The organism is Mesorhizobium sp. P2_D1 (assembly GCF_056404455.1).
Map to the genome: position 1 here is coordinate 195,872 of NZ_JBFUDZ010000001.1, position 15,400 is coordinate 211,271.

Sequence of the window (15,400 nt, forward strand, 5' to 3'; positions counted from 1 at the left end):
GGGCAGGATATGCGCGGCGAAGTGCTTCATTATGACGAGGAGCAGGGCTTCGGCTTCATCACTGGAGCGGACGGCAACCGCTACACCTTCACCCGCGAGAACCTGCGCCGGCAAACCGCCATGCCCAAGGGCACGGCCGTCGAGTTCCAGCCGGGTGGTGGGCAGGCGCGCGACGTCTTTTCGATCGCAGCCCAGACACCGGCCCCGGCCGCCGACGCCGGCACGAGCGCCGCGCAGCCTCAGGCCGGCAATAAAGCTGCGGCCGGTGCGCCCCAGGCCCAGCATTTCGGCCGCTCCTCCGGGCCTGCCGAACCCACCGATTTGTGGGGCTATTTCTGGCGCGGCGTGACGCGGAACTACTTCAATTTCGCCGGCCGCGCCCGCCGTAAGGAATATTGGGGCTACTGCCTGTTCTGGACGGTTTGCCTGCTGATCATCGGCGGCATCGGTCTGTTCACCGATACGGATATGGGCCATTTCGACAGCGACGTATCGGCGGCGGTGACCGTTGGCCTGTGCGGCACCTTCCTGCTTGCGACATTTCTGCCCAGCCTCGGCATGATCGTCCGCCGGCTGCACGACATCGGCCTGTCGGGCTGGCTCAGTCTGGTGATCCTCATCCCCACCATCGGCAGCCTGATCATCCTGGTCTTCGCGCTGATTCCGACACAAGCCCGGGAAAACCAGTGGGGACCGGTGCCGGCAGGGATCAGGATTTAGCTGCCTTAAGTGCCTCGCCCGAAAGCCTGAGAAAGACCTTTTGGCCGTGGCGCTCGGCGCCGAGCCTGTCGTAGAACCGCAGCGCGCCCTCGTTCCAGTCCTCGGTAGTCAAGTCGATACGGCCGATGCCATGGCGCCGGCAATGGCCGGCGAGGAAGCCGATCAGCGCCCGGCCGACGCCGGCGTTGCGGGCCTTGTCGCGCACGAACAGGTCCTTGAGGAACAGCAACCGCTCGAGATCGATGCCGGGATGCGCGATCGCCACCGACGCCAGGCCGCTGACCTCGCCCTCGACGAAAGCCAGCGCGAAATGCGGATAGGCCGGGCTTTCCTCGCCGAGCCATTTCCCCACCGCTAACAAGGCCCGCTCATGGTCGAGCGGTGGCTGCCGGTAGTGCACGGCCATCTCGCACAGCATGGTGGCGAGCGCGGTCGCGTCCTCGATCGTCGCCCAGCGGACGTCGACCGTCACGCGATCAGCCGAGGAATTTGGCGATGATCGCGTCGCCCATCTCTACGGTGCCGACCTCGGTCATGCCCGCCGACAGGATGTCCTTTGTGCGCAAGCCCTGGTCGAGCACGGCGGCGATCGCGGCTTCGACACGGTCGGCTTCGTCGACCATGCCGAAGGAATAGCGCAGGCACATGGCGAAGGAGGCGATCATGGCTATCGGGTTGGCGATGCCCTTGCCGGCAATGTCCGGCGCCGAACCGTGCACCGGCTCGTACAGCGCCTTGCGCTTCTTGGTCTTCACGTCCGGCGCGCCGAGCGAGGCCGACGGCAGCATGCCGATCGAGCCGGTCAGCATGGCGGCGATGTCGGACAGCATGTCGCCGAACAGATTGTCGGTGACGATGACGTCGAATTGCTTGGGCCAGCGCACCAGCTGCATGCCGCCGGCATCGGCAAGCATGTGGTCGAGCTTGACGTCGGAGTAACGCGCCTTGTGGGTCTGGGTGACGACCTCGTTCCACAGCACGCCCGACTTCATGACGTTGCGCTTTTCCATCGAGGTGACGTGGTTCTTGCGCGTGCGCGCCAGCTCGAACGCGACGCCCGAAATGCGCTCGATCTCGAACGTATCGTAGACCTGCGTGTCGATGCCGCGCTTCTGGCCGTTGCCGAGATCGATGATCTGCTTGGGTTCGCCGAAATAGACGCCGCCGGTCAGCTCTCGCACGATCAATATGTCGAGGCCTTCGACCACCTCCTGCTTGAGCGACGAGGACGCGGCGAGTGCCGGATAGCAGATGGCGGGGCGTAGATTGGCGAACAGCTCCATGTCCTTGCGCAACCGCAGCAGGCCGGCTTCGGGGCGCACGTCGTAAGGCACCGCATCCCATTTCGGCCCGCCGACAGCGCCAAACAGCACTGCGTCGGCCGCCATTGCCTTTGCCATGTCGGCATCGGAAATCGCTGCGCCATGCGCATCGTAGGCGCAGCCGCCGACCAGACCATCCTCGGTGGCAAAGCCGCTGCCGAGCTTGTCGTTCATGACAGCGATCAACTTCTTGACCTCGGCCATCGCCTCCGGACCGATGCCGTCGCCGGCGAGCAGGAAAAGATGCTTCGTTGCCATGGAGAACCGTCCTGGAAAGATTTGAACCGCGGCCTTGCTAAACGCCAAGCGCCCGGCGCGCAAGCCTGCGCGTTACAACGGCGATCACCGATGCGAGAGAATGTTGACCAGTCGGCCGAACGGATCGCGCACATAAAAGCGCCGCACGCCCCAGGGCTCGTCGGCTGGGCCGTATTCGATGGCAAAGCCGGCCGCCTTCATGGCGTCGAGCGCCGCGTCGACATCGTCGACCTCGATCGAGAGATCCGGCACCGGGGAACCGGAGCCGCCCTCGGCGGCGAAGCTGATCTGGACGTTCATTTTGTCTTGCGAGCCCAAGGTCCTGATCCAGCCATGGTCCATGACCACGTCGAGGCCGAGCACGTCCTGGTAGAAGCGCTTCGCCGCCGCGATGTCGGATGTCTCGATGTTGGCAACGATACGCAGGACTTTCATCGCCTGCCCGCCCTTCATTTCGTGCTCCGCAGCGCCGTCACTTCGATCTCGATCTTCATTTCCGGCTTGTTGAGTTGGCAAACGATCATCGTCGCTGCCGGCCTGACGTCGCCGAACGTCTCGCCCAGAATCGGGAAGACGATGTCCACGAAGGCGGCATCGGTGATGTAGTAATGCGCCCGCACCACGTCGGCCATCTCGAAGCCGCCGTCCTGCAAAGCCTTGCCGATGGTCGCCAGGCAATTGCGCGTCTGCGCCTCGACCGTGTCCGGCATCGTCATCGTCGCATAGTCATAGCCGGTCGTTCCGGACACGAAACACCAGTCGCCCTGCACCACCGCTCGCGAATAGCCGGCGGTCTTTTCGAACGGCGAGCCGGTGGAGATGAGTTTTCGCATGGGTCCTCGCAGTTGCCTTCCGTCATTCTGAAAGGAAAGACGGCGCTCGGCCATAGGCCAGGTGAAACTGATGGTTGTTCCGACAAACCAACGCACACTTTGAAGACTGGGCCGAAGCCTTCGGGTCTTCATCCTGGGGCGAAGGAAGGAGCGAAGCGACGCAGCGCAGACCCCAGGATCCATGCCATGACATAGGTGCGCTGCCGCGGTGCAGAATTCTGTTCCGCCGCATTGCTTGTTTCAAGGTCGCGGTTTGGATCCTCGGGTCAAGCCCGAGGATGACGGAGGTGTGGTGATTGTCGACCAGACTCCCTAGTTCGCCGACCCCAGCGCCTTGTCTAACGCCTCCTTCACATCGGCCGGCCATGTCGTTACCGCCGGCCAGGCGTTTGGCTGGCCATTGTCGCCGCGGCGGGCGAAATAGAGCTTGTGCTGGGCCGGGTCGACCGCCATGAAGCCGTCATTGCCGCCGCAGTCATGCGGCACGCAGCCGCTGGCGTAGAAGGCGCCCGAAGCGGTCTTTTCCGTGCCGCCGCCGACCAGCAGGCTGGTCGCCATGTCGGGCATGTCCTTGCCGAGCAGCTTTTGCGCTTCCTTGTAGACAGCCTCGTTGTGGAAGGCGTCGATGATGTTCTGGTACTTTTCCGGATTGATGTCTTTCCAGTCGGTGCCGGGTTCCGGCATGTAGGTCAGGTTGCCTGAAGTCGTCAGTCCGTCGGTCGGCGACCATTGCAAAGCCGGCTTCTCATCGCCCGGCAACAGATAGGGCACGAAATAGATGGCGTTGTCGGACACCGCCGATGGCGGCGCGCCGCACTCGTCCTGCTCGACCGTCGTGCTCTGGATGGTGCCGCCTTCCGGCTTCCAGACGATCACCGTGGCAGGGCCACATTGATTACCGCCATCGCCGACATCGAACAGCGCCACCTTGACACCGCCGACCTCGACGATTTTGTCGAAGAAGACGTCATAATTGCTCGCCAGCTGTTGGCCGTCATAGGCAAGCACTTTCTCGCCGTCCTGTTCCGGCTGGGTGATGGTCAGCTGGCCGCCTTCGAATGGCACAGGCGCCTGCTTGTCGTCGTCGGAAGCATCGGCGGCGCCTGTACCCTGGTCGGTGGCCGGTTTCTCGGCCGAGGGCGCCAGCTGCGCCGCGGGCGTCTGCGTCTGGGCATGAGCGCTCGTCACAGGCAGCAGGAAAAGGGCCAGCCCGCAAGCGCCGGCAAGAAGCGAACGAGTCATGGTGATCCTCCGTTTCGTCAGATCATAGCCAGCCGGAAATGAAACGCCAGTCCGCGCCTTGCGCGGAAAGCCTGCGCGGCGAAGCTAATGCGGCGTGCCAAACGCCTCGTCCAGCGCCGCCTTGACCTCGGCCGGCCAGCTCTGCACCGGAGGCCATGCATCCATCACGGGCTTGCCACTGCTGCGGGCGAAATAGAGCTTTTGGTTGGCCGCGTCGACCGCCATGAAACCGTGATTGCCGCCGCAATTGTGCGGCGCGCAGCCGTCGAAATAGACGATGCCGGACGCGGTTGTTTTCGTCCCGCCTGCGGCCAGGAAACTGGCGGCCAGAACGGTCATGTCGTTGCCAAGCAAGGCCGCGGCGTCCCTATAGACCGCCTCGTTGTGGAAAGCGTCGATCATGTCCTCGTATTTCGACACGTCGACATCTTTCCAGACCGTGCCGGGATCCGGCATGTAAGTGAGATTGCCGGAAATCGTCAGCCCGTCGGTGGGCGACCATTGCATTGCCCGCTTCGAGGCGCCCGGCAGCAGATAGGGCACGAAATAGATGACATTGTCGGTCACCGACGCCGGCGCGCCGCAGCCATCCTGCTCGACCGTGATGCCCTGGATCGTGCCGCCTTTCGGCTTCCACGCGATCATCACGGGAGGACCGCAGAGATGGTCGATATTGCCGTCGCCGACATCGACCAGCGCCACTTCAGCGCCGGCGATGTTGACGATCCTGTCGAAGAAGACGTCATAATTGCTCGCCAGCTTCTGGCCGTCGTAGGCGAGCACCTTTTCGCCGTCCGGCTCCTGCTGGGTGATGGTAAATTGACCGCCCTCGAACGGGATCGGCGCCTGCTGGTCGATGACAGGCGCCTGGGCGAACAGGCTGGTTGCCGGCAGCAGGATCGACATCATCAGCCCGCAGGCGCCGGCAACAAGCGAACGTGTCATGACAAGTCCTCGTTTTTATCCGAAGACTCGCCGTAGGCGCGGCCTTGCGGTCAGGCCGCGTATTTCAGGCCCAGGGGCGCTGTTCGGCGTTTTTCTTCTCGAACGAAGCGATGGCGCCGGCCTTTTCCATGGTCAGGCCGATATCGTCGAGCCCGTTGAGCAAGCAGTGCCGCTTGAAATCGTCGAGGTCGAACGCGACCACACCGCCATCGGGACCGCGGATTTCCTTGGCCTCGAGGTCGATCGACAAGGTGGCGTTGGAGCCGCGCGAGGCGTCATCCATCAGCTTTTCGAGATCCTCGGGGCTGACGGTGATCGGCAGCACGCCGTTCTTGAAACAGTTGTTGTAAAAGATGTCGGCGAACGAGGTCGAGATGACGCAGCGAATGCCGAAATCGAGCAGCGCCCAAGGCGCGTGCTCGCGGCTCGAACCGCAGCCGAAATTGTCGCCGGCGACAAGGATCTGCGCCTTGCGGTAGGCCGGCTTGTTGAGCACGAAATCCGGATTTTCCGAACCGTCGTCATTGTAGCGCATTTCGGCGAACAGGCCGGTGCCAAGCCCGGTGCGCTTGATCGTCTTGAGATAATCCTTGGGGATGATCATGTCGGTGTCGACATTGACGATCGGCATCGGAGCGGCGACGCCGGTGAGCTTGGTGAATTTTTCCATGGCTTTTGCCCGTGTTCTTGTTTCGGGGGGATTGCTGAGGCACGGTTTACACAAAGCCGCGGGCAAATAAAAGGCAACTGTTTGTGCAGGATGGCCGGCTGCGCAAAACGGCTTCGAATTCACCGCCCGATGGTGCAGTCTGGCTGTCATGGCAGAAAACTCCCGAATCCTCTATGCCCGCGAGCCCGCGCTCGACATCGCCGAATTCCGCCGTGTGCTGGTGGAATCCGGCCTCGGCGAGACACGGCCTGTCGATGACGACGCCCGCCTGCAGGCGATGCTGTCGGGCGCCAACCTGGTGCTGACGGCGCGTCTCGATGTCGAGGGCAAGCCGCTGATCGGCGTTGCCCGCGCCATCACCGACTTCTCCTGGGTCTGCTACATCTCCGAGCTCGCCGTTTCCCAATCGGCGCAAGGGCTCGGCATCGGCAAAGGCCTGATGGACGAGGCACGGCGGCAACTCGGACCGTCCGTTGCCATCAGCCTGATCTCCATGCCCGACGCCGTCGGCTTCTACGAACGCATCGGCATGACGCGCATGCCCGACGCCTTCTGGTTCTCCCGCAAGCGCTGACATTTTTTCCCCGTGACCGCGTCCAGCTGCCAACAGCGTAAGAACTTGCGGCTTGACATGCAACCAAATGGTTGCATATTAAAGACATGAGCATGGATGCCGTCTTTCGCGCCTTGGCCGACCCGACACGCCGGCAATTGCTGGACAACCTCCATGCCCGGAACGGGCAGACGCTGAACGCGCTGTGCGCGGAGATGGACATGACACGCCAGGCGGTGACCAAGCACCTGGCGATCCTGGAGGAAGCCAACCTCGTCACCACGCTCCGCAAGGGACGCGAGAAGCAGCACTACCTCAACCCGGTTCCGATCAACGAGATCGCCGAACGCTGGATCGGCAAGTTCGAGCGCCATCGGCTGGATGCATTGAGTGACCTGAAGAAACGCCTCGAAAGGGAAGACTGATGAGCAACAGCTTCGTTTACGTGACCTACATCCGCACCACGCCCGAAAGACTCTGGGAGGCGCTGACCGATCCGGAGTTCAACCGGCAGTTCTTCCTCTGCTCCCATCAGGAGAGCGAGTGGAAGGTCGGCTCCAGCTGGAAACTGATCTTCCCCGACGGCCGCGTCGCCGACAGCGGCGAGATCCTCGAAATCGACCCGCCGCGACGCCTGGTGATCAAATGGCGCAATGAATGGATGCCGGAGGTCAAGGAAGACGGCTACACGCGCTGCACCTTCGCAATCGAACAGGACGGCGAGTTGATGAAGCTTGCCGTCACCCACGAGGCCGACGGCCCGCACCGGCTGATCCCGAATGTCTCCAAGGGCTGGCCGCTGGTGCTGGCAAGCCTCAAGAGCCTGCTCGAGACCGGCAAGGGTTTCGAGCGCCCGCCATCGAAGGGTTGAAGCTTGGTTTCAGCAGCGAAACAAACTTTTGGAGGCACCTATGCTGCATGTCCCTGTCGTCCACAGCATGACCAATGGCGAGACCGTCATGGCAAGCGCCGACATCGGCGCACCCGCCGAGCGGATTTTCCAGGCCCTGGTCACGGACGAGGTCGAGCGCTGGTGGGGGTCCGCCGACACCTACCGGATGGTCGATTGGTCGGCCGATCTTCGCATCGGCGGCCGTTGGAAGGTCACCGTTCGAACGGCAGACGGCAGGGACCTGCCAGAGAGCGGCGACTTACTCGACATCGAGGCGCCGCGCCGGATCGTGCAGACGCGGGCCTATGAGTGGGACCATCCCACGCTTGGCCGGCGGCAAACGACGGTCGCCTGGCTGCTGCAGCCGATCGCCGATGGCACGCGCGTCACCATCTGTCATGGCGGCTTTACCGGCTTGAGCGACGCGGCGGCTGAACACGCCGAGGGCTGGGGCAGGGTGCTGAACTGGCTGCAGGTGTATTTTGACGCTGGGAGATTGGCCGCGGCTTAGCCGACTCGTGGCGGTGCATTTGATGTCGGCGGGACAGCATCCCCTCGGGCCTGCCGGCCATCTCCCCCGCAAAGAGGGGGATTACACGCTCAATCGCTGTCACCAATCTCGAAATGTGACAGGGGTGACGCGGCGTCGAAGCTGTCATCTCCCCACTTGCGGGGGAGATGGCCGGCAGGCCAGAGGGGGGGTGGGCGGGAACTCGGCGGGAACGGCATGTTCCCAACGCCTAACACCTCAAATCACATTCAATTCTCTAAACGCCCGCCCTTCCGCAACCCGGCCATAGCCAAACGCCGAGCAATCCACCGTGCGGTAGCCGCCATGCACGATCAGCTCGGCCAGCGCCTTGCCGACGGCCGGCGCCTGCTGCAGGCCGTGGCCGGAAAAGCCGTTGGCGAACAGGAAATTCGTCACCTGCGGATGCGGGCCGATCACCGCGTTCTGGTCGAGCGTGTTGTAGTCGTAGTGGCCAACCCAAGCGCGGGTCGGCTTGATCGCCTCGAAGGCCGGGATGCGGGTGGCCAGCACCGGCCAGATCACCTCTTCGAACAGTGGCCAGTCGACATCGAAATCCTGGGGATCGGCGGGCCCGTCGCCCTCTTCCGGCTCGGCACCAGCGGTGATGTAGACCGAGCCTTCCGGCCTGAGCCAGATGCCGCTCGGGTCGACCAGTAGCGGCATGTCGGCATATTTCTCGCGCGCCTCGAAGACGAAGACGTTGCGCTTGCGCGGCTCCACCGGCAGCGCCAGCCCGGCCATACCAGCCACCTTGCCGGCATTCGGCCCGGCGGCGTTGACGACGATGCCCGCTTCCAGCGTCTCGCCATTGTCGAGGCTGACGCCGGTGACGCGGTCGCCTTGCCGCTCGATGCCGGTGACGTCGGCGGTGATGAAATCGATCTTCTTCTCGCGTAGCGCCTTGCGGAACAGCATCAGCATCGCATGCGCGTCGAACCAGCCCTCGCCGGTCCGCCCATAGGCGCCGGCGGTGATGCCTTCGACCGACAGCCAGGGGAAGCGACGCACCAAGGCGTCGGCATCCTCAAGCAGGATGTCGGCGCCCTCGGCGATCTGCGCCTGGTGATTGGCTTTCAGGATCGGCAGCCCGTTCTCGCCGGCAAGGATGAGATAGCCGCCTTCGTGGAAGCCTATATCGGCATCCGCGCCGAACTCGTCCTTCAGCCGCCGGAACAGTTTCAGCGTGAACTGCGACAGCCGGATGTTTTCCGGGATCGAGAATTGCTGGCGGATCGAGGCGCAGGACAGCGTCGTCGCCGCATGGGCAAATTGCGGATCGCGCTCGATCAGCGCGATGGAGCCCGAAAACCCCTCCTCGCGCAGATAGTAGGCGATCGAGGATCCAACGATGGCCCCGCCGATGATGACAATGTCGTAGCGCACGCTTTTTATGCCCTTTCCGGTTCGAGCCGCTGATTGGGGAGTCACGCGGTTGGCAAGGTAATCTCGAAGCGCGTGCCGCGTTCGGAGTCAACCAGCTGGATCATACCATCATGCGCTTTCAGGAGGGCCAGCACGATGCCGAGCCCCATGCCGGTGCCGCCGGAATCGCGCCGCGTGGTGAAGAATGGTTCGAAGATGCGCGCCCGGTTGCTCGGCGAAATGCCGGCGCCGTCGTCGCTGACCAGGATGGACGCCTTGCCGCCGGTGCTCGCCACGGTGACCGACACCTGCGTCGCGCCGTGCCTGGCTGAATTGTCGATGAGATTGGCAAGCACGATTGCCGCGTTCTCAGCCGATATGCGCAAATCGATCTCGCCGCCGGCCTCGACACGAACCGCCAGCCTGTTGTCTACAGGAAGCAGTGCCAGCGCTGCGCCGATCGAGGTACTTTCACCGCTCGGCGCCAGATTCTCGGCCCGCGCCAGGTCGAGCAGCCGGCGCACCAGCAGATTGAGCCGCCCCGCATCGGTGACGATGTTGTTGGAGAAGCGCTGCCGCTCGGCCTCGTCCATCGCCGAACCGGAATCGCGGAGCAGCTCGGCCGCACCCTGGATCGCCGTCAGCGGCGATTTGAGCTCATGCGACACATGGGTGGCAAAGGTCTGGATCGAGTCCGATCGCGCCTGCAGCTTTTCCGCCATGTCGAGGAAGGCGGCGGAGAGCTCCGCCATTTCATAGGTGCCGTGGTGGTCGAGCGGCTTGATGGCCTGGCGGTCGCCGGCGGCGATGCGCTGGGTGCGGTCGATCAGCGCATAGATCGGCCGACTGACGGTGCGCAGGAAGACCAGGCCGATGAGCAGCGTGCCGCCGAGGATGGCGATCGCAGCCAGGGTCACCTTGCCGCGCTCGCCATAGAGATGCTTGACGATATTGTTGGGCGTCCGCGACACATAGACCACGCCGGCGACCTTACCGTCTATGGCCACCGGCAGGGCGACAAAGACACGCACCTTGGTGCCTCGGCTGACCGAATAGAGCGGTGGCGCCGGCTGGTTGGGAATGCGCAGCCGCAGCGCACTGGCATAGCGGCCGGCAAGGGCCTCGCGCACCTCTTCAACCCCGTCAAGCGATTGCCCGACCTCGCCACGTCCGGCAATGACGACGCCGGTGGGGTCGAGCAGCCGGAAGCCGGCCAGCGTGGTTTTCTGCGTGGCATCGAGAACACCGGACAGGCGCGCGCCGATGGCGGCGAAGGCGGGATCGATAGTGGCAGGCATCGCCGCCGGCCGCGTCGGCAGCACGGTGTCGGAAGCGAGATCGAGCTGCGGCTCGATCGGCCTGTATAGCGGGTCAGGGACGCTTCGGCTCGCATCCCCGTTTGCCCGCGCCATCGGCGCGCCGAGTTTTTCCGGCGGGATGCCGGCGTCGCGCACGTCCTGCGCATAGATGGCGGCGATGGCGGCACCTTGCGCGATCAACTCCGCTTCGGTCTGGCGGATCAACTGGTTCTCGTAGAGCCGGAAGAAGAACAGGCCGACCAGCGGCAGTGCCATCACCAGGATCAGGATGGCAACGACGACCGTGGCAAGGCGCGGCCGCCATTTGCGGCCGATCCATTTGCGGGAGGCCGTCAGCCGCATCGGCCGAGCCGGAAGCCGACGCCGTGCACGGTCTCGATAGCATCCAGGCAACCCGCCGCCGCCAGCTTGGCGCGGATGTTGCGGATATGGCTGTCGACGGTGCGGCCGGCGACATGGATGTTGGCGGCATAGGCGTTTGCCATCACCGCGTCGCGGTCGAGCACATGCGTCGGTCGCGCCAAAAATCCTTTCAGGATCGAGAACTCGATCCCGGTCAGGGCAAGCGGTTTGCCATCGAAGCTGGCGGCGTGGCTGGCCGGCGCCAGAGCAAGCTTGCCATGCGCGAACTGCCTGTCGTCGGCCGGTTCGGGCGGCACCGGGCGGGCGCGCCGCAGGATGACGTTGACGCGGGCGACCAGCTCTCGCGGGCTGAACGGTTTTGTCACATAGTCGTCGCCGCCCATTTCGAGCCCGAGGATGCGGTCGATCTCCTCGTCGCGCGCGGACAGGAACAGCACCGGCACGTCGGATGTGCGCCGCAGCCGCCGGCAGACCTCCAGCCCGTCCATCTCCGGCATGCCGATGTCGAGCACGACGAGATCCGGCGCGCGGCGTCCGATCTCCTGCAAGGCGGCGGCGCCGTCGGCCACCCCAAGCGTTTTCATGCCGGCCTTTTCCAGCGCGAAGCAGATCACCTCGCGGATATGCGGGTCATCGTCGGCGACGAGGATGTGATGCGGCATCGGTCAGCGGCCCGGCAAGGAAGGTTGCGAAGGCTGAGGAAGCACGAGCGACCCCTTGCTGTCGAGATAGCGAAGCAGGCGCCAGTCGCGAAAGCTCCAGGCCCGCCAGTTTTCCTGAATGGTGCGGTACCAGTCTTCGTCGCTGCCGCGCCGCCCTGCCAGTTCGCGGAAGACCGAATTGTTGGCGGCTCGACTCTGATGATCGAGGAAGCGATCCATCGCCGGAAACGCACCCGGGCCGAGCGAGCGCAGATACCAGGCGTCGAGGGAAATGCCCTGGCCGGTCATTTCGAGGGAGTGGTCGACATTGTAATTGGCGATCAGCGCGGCGAAATTGATGAAACAGCCGGCATAAAGCGTCAGAGATAACGTCAGAAGATTGGCGGACAACAGCCATTCATTGGATTTTCCGAGCGCGATGCGGGCTATGATCAGGGCAAGACCTGATGCCACCAGCCCCATCCAGACGAAAGCCGCGATGCGCCAGTAGGTCAGCGCGTAGATGCCGACATAGAGATCGAGCCGCAGGATCGACGAGATGACCAGCATGATGTTCTGCGCCACCCAGGCATAGACCAGCCGGCGGATGAGCGGATCCCCCGATGTTTCGCTTCCCGGCCTGAGCGCCGCCAGCACGAAGCCGGCGGCAAGCAGCGCGGTGACGATCAAGGGATAGGCGCCGCGATGCGCGTAAGCCGCATAGCTCAGCCCATCGGGCAGCGCCACCCCGCCCCACAGATAGGTGGCGTCGAGCCCGGTCTGCAGCGCAAACAGGATGTTGAAGACAACAAGCGCGCGCAGGATGGCGGGTTTGCCGAACAGGATATCCCCGATGGTGGTGATTTTCTCAGCTTGAGTGCTGACCACCGCCAGCGTCGCGCGAGGGATGCGACGAACCAGACGCGGCAGGCGTGGCCGCAGAAAGGCCCAGACACAGACCAGCACGAACAGCCAGAAGGCAATCCTCGTGAGCTGGATGAGATCGAGCAGCTTAAGAAGGTCGATCAGCGACAGCCAGTAGTCGATGACCGGATTGGCGGCGCCGAACAGCGCCAGGAAGACGGCGCCCAGCGTCAGCGGCATGGCCCAGACGGCGATCGCTGCCAGCCGGACGCGGCGCCGGCCGAAGCGACGCGCCGTCCTGCGCCAGCGGATGAAGTCGTTGGCGAACCGGAACGGCGCCGCCAGTCCGAACAGCGCGATCTGGCCGGCAATGCGAGCGATGCGATGGCGCAGCCGCCCGCTCAGCGAGAGCGCGAAGACGACCAGGGCCGCAAGCGCGATCGATACCGACAGAGCGCTGACATTTTCGGCGAGCGGCAGCAGCGCGACAAGCAGCGCGGTGGGCTTGATCCACAGCCTGCCGTCGCTGAAGGCGGCGGGATGCAGAGCCACCACGGAGGCGGCAATCAGGATGGCGAACAGGAAAACCGTGATGCCGGCTGGCTGGCTGTAAAAGAGAAAATCCGCCAGCGCGACCAGCAGCACTGCAACACCGAAGCGGGCGCAATAGCTCGGTACCGCGGAGAAGAATGCTGTCATGACCTGGCCCTCCTGACGGCTTCCAGCCAGACGGTCGGCGGGCACTTGCGGGCAAAAGGGATGAGGATCGCCACGGGATTCGCGCGTGGCGGATCGACCAGCCACCAGCCCTCGCTACGCAGCCGGTAAGGAAGGGACCAACGGGGTTTTGCTCGGTTTTGCATGCTGCCTGTCTCGCAGGCTGGCAGGGAGACGGCGGGGCGGATCGGAGGAGGTTTTCCGCAGGCGTGTGCAGTTTTCGTGCAGGGCTGGAGACGACTTGCCTCGACCATCCACAGACGGCATAGATCAGCCATGGAAACCTATCGTCCGCGCCGCTCGGTGCTCTACATCCCGGCCTCCAACGACAGGGCACTGGCCAAGATCGCGCAGCTTGCCTGCGATGCCGTCATCATCGACCTCGAAGATGGCGTCGCTCCGGCCGACAAGATCGCCGTGCGTGAAAAACTGGCCGGCATCTTCGCCAACCGCCCAGCTGCCAACCACCTTGGCCGCCGCTGCGAGATGGTGGTGCGCATCAATGCACTGGCCAGCGAATGGAGCGCCGACGACCTTCTGGCTGTCGCAAGCTGCGAGCCCGACGGCATCCTGTTGCCCAAGGTCGACACGCCGCGCGACCTGCTTGAGGCCGGCGATGTGCTCGACGACAATTTTGCTCCCGACAGCGTGAAACTGTGGGCGATGATCGAGACGCCCAAGGCGCTGCTCAACATCGGCGCCATTGCCGAACTTGGCCGCGATCCGGCTTCGCGCTTGGCTTGTTTCGTTGCCGGAACGAACGACCTGCTCAACGGCACCGGCGTGTCGGCGACTCCTGACCGGCGCTACCTCGTGCCGTGGCTGATGCAGATGGTGCTGGCCGCGCGCGCCGGCCGCCTCGACATTCTCGACGGCGTCTCCAACGATTTTCGCGACCTCGACGCCTTCGCCCATGAATGCACGGAAGCGGCGGCCATGGGGTTCGACGGCAAGAGCCTCATCCATCCGGCCCAGATCGAAGCGGCGAACCTGGCCTTCGCGCCGTCCGCTGAAGCCGTGGCCGAGGCACGCCTGGTGAAGGATGCCTTTGCGCTTCCGGAAAATGCCGGCAAGGGCGTGATTGCGCTGAATGGAAAAATGGTCGAGAGGCTGCACTTGGCGCAAGCTGAAAAACTGCTAGCGAAGGCGGCGGCCATCGGCGCATGATATCGCCTGATGCTCGCGGGCTAAGGGCACTCACGACAGGAATTGACGGATGAAACTCTACCGCTTTCTCACTGGCCCTGACGATGCCAGCTTCTGCCACAAGGTGACTGCGGCGCTGAACAAGGGCTGGCACCTGTTCGGCTCGCCGACCTATGCCTTCGACAAGGAGGCCAAGACGATGTGCTGCGGCCAGGCCGTGGTCAAGGATATCGACGGTCAGGAATATGGGCCGGATACCAAGCTGAGTGATTGGTAGGCTTAGCGATTGGTATAGTCCCACGCTGGCGGGACAGCGCCCCCCTTTGTCCTGCCGGACATCTCCCCCTCAAGGGGGGAGATCGGATGGCGTGGACGGCTTTCGCTAATTTTCAGCGTGGAAGAAAAGGAGCGGAGGTTGAAACTGCCAATCTCCCCACTTGAGGGGGAGATGGCCGGCAGGCCAGAGGGGGGCGCGAAGGAATGAGACGCCAGTTCTTGTGCGCAAGCCTCTGACGTTCTACTCAGCCGCCTCTTCGATCTTCTCCATATCATCGTCCGAGAGGCCGAAATGGTGGCCGATCTCGTGGATCAGCACGTGGGTGACGATGTCGCCCAGCGTTTCCTCGTTTTCGGCCCAGTAGTCGAGGATGGCGCGGCGGTAGAGCGTGATACGATTCGGGCCTTCGCCGGTCTGCGGATTCCAGCGCTCGGCGATGCCGCGTCCCTCGAACAGACCGAGCAGGTCGAAGGGCGTTTCCAGCGACAAATCGTCCATGATCTCGTCGGTCGGGAACTCGGCGATCTGGATGACGATCTCGCCGGTCAGCTTGCGAAAATCCTCCGGCAGATGGGCGTAAGCCTCCAGCGCCAGGAACTCCATTTCCTCCATCGACGGCGAAAGCTCGTCGTGCCAGCTGCGGGTCTTGTAGATGCGGGCCATGCTGTGTCCTTTGATCCCGGCATATAGGCTTTCGCGCCGCAATCGGCAAATGGCGGGGGCGGCCCACGCCTCCGACAAGCC

19 protein-coding genes are annotated in these 15,400 nt (G+C 63.8%); 7 read left to right on the forward strand and 12 right to left on the reverse strand.

All coding sequences use genetic code 11. The features are described 5' to 3' along the window. Nucleotides 1-9 precede the first annotated feature (9 nt). Nucleotides 10-720: a DUF805 domain-containing protein gene (locus tag AC1D0I_RS01045; RefSeq protein ID WP_477392489.1), complete on the forward strand. Its 711-nt coding sequence runs from the start codon at nt 10-12 to the stop codon at nt 718-720. Here AC1D0I_RS01045 and AC1D0I_RS01050 read toward each other — a convergent pair. The 7 genes from AC1D0I_RS01050 to leuD all read right to left on the reverse strand — a co-directional run bounded on the left by AC1D0I_RS01050 (nt 710) and on the right by leuD (nt 5,990). Next, nucleotides 710-1,192 carry an N-acetyltransferase family protein gene (locus AC1D0I_RS01050; RefSeq protein WP_477392491.1) on the reverse strand — a complete coding sequence of 161 codons (483 nt, stop codon included), beginning with the start codon at nt 1,190-1,192 and terminating at the stop codon, nt 710-712. The genes AC1D0I_RS01045 and AC1D0I_RS01050 overlap by 11 nt on opposite strands. 4 nt (nt 1,193-1,196) lie before the next feature. Beyond that, on the reverse strand, nt 1,197-2,300 hold the full coding sequence (gene leuB / locus AC1D0I_RS01055) for a 3-isopropylmalate dehydrogenase (RefSeq protein ID WP_477392493.1): 1,104 nt from the start codon (nt 2,298-2,300) through the stop codon (nt 1,197-1,199). Between the two features lie 84 nt (nt 2,301-2,384). Next, nucleotides 2,385-2,735 (reverse strand): VOC family protein, encoded by a 351-nt coding sequence (locus AC1D0I_RS01060; protein ID WP_477392827.1) that lies wholly within the window; start codon nt 2,733-2,735, stop codon nt 2,385-2,387. Nucleotides 2,736-2,749: 14 nt separating this feature from the next. Continuing rightward, entirely contained in the window at nt 2,750-3,133 is a 384-nt protein-coding gene (locus AC1D0I_RS01065) for a RidA family protein (RefSeq protein WP_477392495.1), read from the reverse strand. Nucleotides 3,134-3,445: 312 nt separating this feature from the next. Beyond that, nucleotides 3,446-4,375, reverse strand: coding sequence for a hypothetical protein (locus AC1D0I_RS01070; RefSeq protein WP_477392497.1), 930 nt, complete (start codon nt 4,373-4,375; stop codon nt 3,446-3,448). 84 nt (nt 4,376-4,459) lie between these two features. Beyond that, nucleotides 4,460-5,320, reverse strand: coding sequence for a hypothetical protein (locus AC1D0I_RS01075; protein WP_477392498.1), 861 nt, complete (start codon nt 5,318-5,320; stop codon nt 4,460-4,462). Between the two features lie 64 nt (nt 5,321-5,384). After that, nucleotides 5,385-5,990: a 3-isopropylmalate dehydratase small subunit gene (leuD, locus tag AC1D0I_RS01080; RefSeq protein ID WP_095083961.1), complete on the reverse strand. Its 606-nt coding sequence runs from the start codon at nt 5,988-5,990 to the stop codon at nt 5,385-5,387. 148 nt (nt 5,991-6,138) lie between these two features. Here leuD and AC1D0I_RS01085 point away from each other — a divergent pair, with 148 nt between their 5' ends. The 4 genes from AC1D0I_RS01085 (at nt 6,139) to AC1D0I_RS01100 (ending at nt 7,946) form a co-directional block, all read left to right on the forward strand. Further along, complete coding sequence (locus AC1D0I_RS01085; protein ID WP_477392500.1) at nt 6,139-6,564, forward strand: GNAT family N-acetyltransferase; 426 nt, start codon at nt 6,139-6,141, stop codon at nt 6,562-6,564. A 92-nt stretch (nt 6,565-6,656) separates the two neighbouring features. Next, on the forward strand, nt 6,657-6,968 hold the full coding sequence (locus AC1D0I_RS01090; protein ID WP_064987727.1) for an ArsR/SmtB family transcription factor: 312 nt from the start codon (nt 6,657-6,659) through the stop codon (nt 6,966-6,968). Further along, nucleotides 6,968-7,414 (forward strand): SRPBCC family protein, encoded by a 447-nt coding sequence (locus tag AC1D0I_RS01095; protein WP_477392502.1) that lies wholly within the window; start codon nt 6,968-6,970, stop codon nt 7,412-7,414. Before AC1D0I_RS01090 ends, AC1D0I_RS01095 begins: the two co-directional genes overlap by 1 nt. Before the next feature lie 40 nt (nt 7,415-7,454). Next, nucleotides 7,455-7,946, forward strand: a complete 492-nt coding sequence (locus tag AC1D0I_RS01100; RefSeq protein WP_457152362.1) for an SRPBCC family protein — start codon at nt 7,455-7,457, stop codon at nt 7,944-7,946. A 237-nt stretch (nt 7,947-8,183) separates the two neighbouring features. On the opposite strand, the gene AC1D0I_RS01105 is transcribed toward AC1D0I_RS01100, so the two are convergent. The 4 genes from AC1D0I_RS01105 to AC1D0I_RS01120 are packed head-to-tail and all read right to left on the reverse strand — an operon-like array spanning nt 8,184 to nt 13,215. Next, nucleotides 8,184-9,350: an NAD(P)/FAD-dependent oxidoreductase gene (locus tag AC1D0I_RS01105; protein WP_477392504.1), complete on the reverse strand. Its 1,167-nt coding sequence runs from the start codon at nt 9,348-9,350 to the stop codon at nt 8,184-8,186. 41 nt (nt 9,351-9,391) lie between these two features. Next, the gene (locus AC1D0I_RS01110; RefSeq protein ID WP_477392506.1) at nt 9,392-10,990 is read right to left on the reverse strand and encodes an ATP-binding protein; all 1,599 of its coding nucleotides are present in this window, start codon (nt 10,988-10,990) and stop codon (nt 9,392-9,394) included. Next, the gene (locus tag AC1D0I_RS01115) at nt 10,981-11,673 is read right to left on the reverse strand and encodes a response regulator (protein WP_477392507.1); all 693 of its coding nucleotides are present in this window, start codon (nt 11,671-11,673) and stop codon (nt 10,981-10,983) included. The genes AC1D0I_RS01110 and AC1D0I_RS01115 overlap by 10 nt, the downstream gene beginning before the upstream one ends. Nucleotides 11,674-11,676: 3 nt before the next feature. After that, the gene (locus AC1D0I_RS01120; protein ID WP_477392509.1) at nt 11,677-13,215 is read right to left on the reverse strand and encodes a DUF4153 domain-containing protein; all 1,539 of its coding nucleotides are present in this window, start codon (nt 13,213-13,215) and stop codon (nt 11,677-11,679) included. A 294-nt stretch (nt 13,216-13,509) separates the two neighbouring features. Between AC1D0I_RS01120 and AC1D0I_RS01125 the strand changes: the two genes are divergently transcribed. Together AC1D0I_RS01125 and AC1D0I_RS01130 are read left to right on the forward strand one after the other, a co-directional pair. Further along, nucleotides 13,510-14,400 carry an HpcH/HpaI aldolase/citrate lyase family protein gene (locus AC1D0I_RS01125; protein WP_477392511.1) on the forward strand — a complete coding sequence of 297 codons (891 nt, stop codon included), beginning with the start codon at nt 13,510-13,512 and terminating at the stop codon, nt 14,398-14,400. Between the two features lie 49 nt (nt 14,401-14,449). After that, nucleotides 14,450-14,656 carry a DUF1737 domain-containing protein gene (locus tag AC1D0I_RS01130; protein ID WP_477392513.1) on the forward strand — a complete coding sequence of 69 codons (207 nt, stop codon included), beginning with the start codon at nt 14,450-14,452 and terminating at the stop codon, nt 14,654-14,656. Between the two features lie 240 nt (nt 14,657-14,896). Here AC1D0I_RS01130 and AC1D0I_RS01135 read toward each other — a convergent pair whose 3' ends face one another. Continuing rightward, the gene (locus AC1D0I_RS01135) at nt 14,897-15,319 is read right to left on the reverse strand and encodes a metallopeptidase family protein (protein WP_095084388.1); all 423 of its coding nucleotides are present in this window, start codon (nt 15,317-15,319) and stop codon (nt 14,897-14,899) included. Between the last annotated feature and the right edge of the window lie 81 nt (nt 15,320-15,400).